The organism is Pseudomonas sp. NPDC087803 (assembly GCF_044742995.1).
GTDB lineage: Bacteria > Pseudomonadota > Gammaproteobacteria > Pseudomonadales > Pseudomonadaceae > Aquipseudomonas.
Genome location: NZ_JBIUVO010000126.1, coordinates 1 through 3,857, shown reverse-complemented (window position 1 = coordinate 3,857; position 3,857 = coordinate 1). Strand labels below are relative to the sequence as shown.

General features: G+C 59.0%; 3 protein-coding genes and 2 tRNA genes. 3 read left to right on the top strand and 2 right to left on the bottom strand.

From position 1 onward, the window contains the following. From ACIOUG_RS26715 to ACIOUG_RS26705, 3 genes are all read left to right on the top strand, one after another. A partial coding sequence (locus ACIOUG_RS26715) for a hypothetical protein (RefSeq protein WP_401070138.1) occupies positions 1 to 194 on the top strand: 194 nt, incomplete at its 5' end. Positions 195 to 287: 93 nt separating this feature from the next. Further along, a complete protein-coding gene (locus tag ACIOUG_RS26710; RefSeq protein WP_401070135.1) occupies positions 288 to 2,096 on the top strand; it encodes a di-heme-cytochrome C peroxidase in 1,809 nt (602 codons plus the stop codon). A gap of 26 nt (positions 2,097 to 2,122) precedes the next feature. Further along, positions 2,123 to 3,259, top strand: coding sequence for a catalase family protein (locus tag ACIOUG_RS26705; RefSeq protein WP_401070132.1), 1,137 nt, complete (start codon positions 2,123 to 2,125; stop codon positions 3,257 to 3,259). 407 nt (positions 3,260 to 3,666) lie between these two features. Here the strand turns inward: ACIOUG_RS26705 and ACIOUG_RS26700 are convergent. Next, positions 3,667 to 3,743: transfer RNA gene (locus ACIOUG_RS26700), tRNA-Asp, on the bottom strand. Between the two features lie 19 nt (positions 3,744 to 3,762). Beyond that, a tRNA-Val gene (locus ACIOUG_RS26695) sits at positions 3,763 to 3,838 on the bottom strand. Between the last annotated feature and the right edge of the window lie 19 nt (positions 3,839 to 3,857).

The following is a 3,857-nucleotide window of genomic DNA, read 5'->3' as shown; positions in this document are numbered from 1 at the left end:
AACCGATGCTGTTTCATGCTATTTCCTTGTTCATGCGCCGAAAGGGCAATCGAGTAAAGCCGCGAGCTTATCAGGCCGCCACGACCAATGGCTACCGGCATGAGAGCAGGAAATGTCCGATAAGTTCAGGGATTAAAACGCATTCGGGCAAAGCGACGATGAAGCTTCTGTCATCTTGCCCTGACAAGGACTGATGAGACTTCCTACAACAGTTGGCGTAATGGCCACTTGCCGCACCCGCAGCAGCTGAGGCATAACAAGGCAACAACTCGACAAGGATGTTTATCTTGCGCCTCTTATACCGTGTGCTGGCACTGATCATTGTGCTGCTGGGCCTCGCTCTGGCAGTGATTCTTTACTATGTCGCCAATCCGAAATTGCCTTTCTATTCCCCGGCTCAACAGGTGCACTACCTGCAGCAGTGGAGCGAGGAAGAACGCCAGACCTACTATTTCACCCCGCAGGGCACACAAGTCAAAGGCCTGCGTTATGAATGGTTCAAGGCGCTGGAACTGCCCTTCTCGCAGCAGCGCTTCGCGTCCCCGGAATACCTCGCACGCTTCGGGTTTCTGGTCGATCCGCGACAGCAAGCCACGCCGAACAACCCCGGCAATCTGCCGGTCGGCTTTGCCCGCCATCAGAATCCCGGTGGCACCGAGCAATATCTCGATATCACCTGCGCCGCCTGCCACACCGGCGAATTGCGCTTCAAGGGCCAGGCCGTGCGAATTGACGGCGGTTCGGCGCAACATGTCTTGCCTTCCAGCGTTCCTACATTACGCGGAGGCAGTTTCGGACAGGCTTTGGTCGCCAGTCTGACCTCGACTTACTACAACCCGTGGAAATTCGAACGCTTTGCCAGAAATGTGCTGGGCGATGACTACGAGACACGCCGCGAGCAACTGCGCAAAGACTTCAAGCAATCGCTGAACACCTTCCTCAAAGTCGCCTGGAACGACACCCACCGCGGCCTCTATCCGACCGAAGAAGGTCCGGGACGCGCCGATGCGTTCGGCCGCATCGCCAACGCCACCTTCGGCGATGCGATCTCCCCCGCCAACTACCGCGTGGCCGATGCTCCAGTGGACTATCCACAACTGTGGGACATGTGGACGTTCGACTGGGTGCAATGGAACGGCTCGGCACAGCAACCGATGGCGCGCAACATCGGTGAGGCGCTGGGGGTCGGCGCCACGTTGAATTTCTTCGACAGCAACGGCCAGCCACTGCAGGGCGATGCGCGTTATGCCTCCAGCGTGCGCGTGCGCGATCTGCACAAAATCGAAGAAACCCTGCAACACCTGCAACCGCCCGCCTGGCCGGAAGATGTCTTGGGCGCCATCGATAAACCGCTGGCCGCCAAGGGCCGCGCGCTGTTTGCCGAGAACTGCGCCGGTTGCCACGTGCCGCGCAAGACTCAGGAGGGTGAACGCTGGGTGCAGCATCTGCACATGCTGCCGGTGGAGGTGATCGGCACCGACCCGAATGCGGCGACCAACATTGCCACCCACCGTTTCGACCTGACACCACTACAATGGGATCTGCAAGAGCTTGCGCAGATGGACGTGAAACTGCATCCGACGCCCACGGCACCATTGGATTTGAGCCAACTATCGGTGGCCAAGGGCCTGGCGTACGTCACCGCGTTCGTCGAGAACCGCGCCTATCGCGAGGCCGGGGTCACCCCTCAGGAAAAGCCACAACTCGACGGCTTCGGCCTGCCGATCGGCGTCCGCGAAATGATTGCCTACAAGGCCAGGCCATTGGCCGGTATCTGGGCCACCGCGCCGTTTCTGCACAACGGTTCGGTGCCGAGCCTTTATCAGTTGCTGTCGCCGCAGGATGAGCGCGCCACGACGTTCTATAAAGGCTCGTTCGAATACGACCCGCGCCATCTGGGTTACCGCACCGAAGCCTTTACCAATGGTTTCCTGTTCGACACGCGGATTAGCGGCAACCACAACAGCGGCCACGAATTTCGCGCCGGCGAACGTGGCAATGGCGTTATCGGTCGACTGCTGCAACCGGAGGAACGCTGGGCATTGCTGGAGTACCTGAAGGTACTGGGCGGGCCGCTGGAGGCGCAATTGCCATGATGATCAATTCCTTTAAAAGACCCTCCATGCTCGCCCGCATCTGGTTGTGGCTGGGGCGTCTGCTGGGCAAAACCCTGCTGGCATTACTGATTATCGGCCTGCTGGGCTGGGCCATCGCGAGCGCATGGTTCGCCTGGCAACATCGTGGCCCGGTGTCGGCGCAGGAACAGATTCCCGCCGGTGAAGCGGCGATGACTCAGGACGTGATCCAGACCGCCGTACGCATCGTCGATCAACACCGCGAAGGCACACGCTACCTGCGCGACGCGCATGCCAAGGCCCATGGCTGCGTGAAAGCCGCGGTGACGGTGTTGCCGGAACTGGCGCCCGCGCTACGCCAAGGCGTGTTCAGTGAGGCGGGGAAAACCTGGCAGGCGCGGATTCGTCTGTCCAATGGCAACGCCTACCCGCAGTTCGACAGCATTCGCGATGCCCGGGGCATGGCCATCAAACTGCTTGATGTGCCCGGCAAACCGTTGCTCGGCGACCGTCAAGAGCGCCATGAGCAAGATTTTGTGATGTTCAGCCATGCGAATTTCTTCGTGAGCGATGTCGCCGAGTATCGTCAGAATGTGGCGGCTCAGGCTGACGGCAAAAAGATCATGGCGTTCTTCCCCGGTTGGGACCCGCGCAGTTGGCAGATCCGCCACCTGTTCATTGCGCTGGCCACCCTGGCGCCGCCACCGGACAGCCCGACGGCGACGACGTACTTTTCGGTATCGCCCTACAAATTCGGTGAGGCCAATGCAAAGTTTCGGGTCGCGCCGGATCCGGATAATTGCCCGGCGTATGCCCTGCCCGCGCAAAACCACGAATTGCCGAACTTTCTGCGCAGCGCCTTGAACCAGCAGTTGTCGACGGATCGGGTGTCGGCGTGTTTTGTGTTGCAGATTCAGCGCCAGGATGCGAACAAATATATGCCGATCGAGGACACCAGCATCGAATGGCGCGAGCAGGACTCACCGTTCGAAACAGTGGCGCGGATCACCTTGCCTGCGCAGGACTTCGACACGCCGACATTGAATATGGAATGCGACAACCTGTCGTTCAACCCGTGGTTTGGTATCGAAGCGCACCGGCCGATTGGCGGGATCAACCGCTTGCGCAAAGCGGTGTATGAGGCGGTGAGCGATTATCGGCACAGCCGCAATGCCGAACAGTGAAAATCACCCCCCCTGTAGGAGCTGCCGAGTGAAACGAGGCTGCGATCTTTTGATCTTCTGATTTGTGCAATCAAGATCAAAAGATCGCAGCGTGCCGCAGCTCCTACAGGGCAGATCGGGTGTTTTTACAAATCGCAGACAGCAAAAAGCCCGAATTGGCGGGATCAACTATCGGCACAGCCGCAATGCCGAACAGTGAAAATCACCACCTCTGTAGGAGCTGTCGAGTGAAACGAGGCTGCGATCTTTTGATTTTCTGATTTTTGCAATCAAGATCAAAAGATCGCAGCGTGCCGCAGCTCCTACAGGGGAGATCGGGTGTTTTACAAATCGCAGACAGCAAAAAGCCCGCACTAGGCGGGCTTTCTGGGGTGACCTGGCGTTCAGTGGGTCCAGGTGACCGAATATGGCGCAGCGGACGGGACTCGAACCCGCGACCCCCGGCGTGACAGGCCGGTATTCTAACCGACTGAACTACCGCTGCGCGAAACGCTTGAAACGAATGGTGGGTGATGACGGGATCGAACCGCCGACATTCTGCTTGTAAGGCAGACGCTCTCCCAGCTGAGCTAATCACCCGTTTGCATCTCCGAGGCCG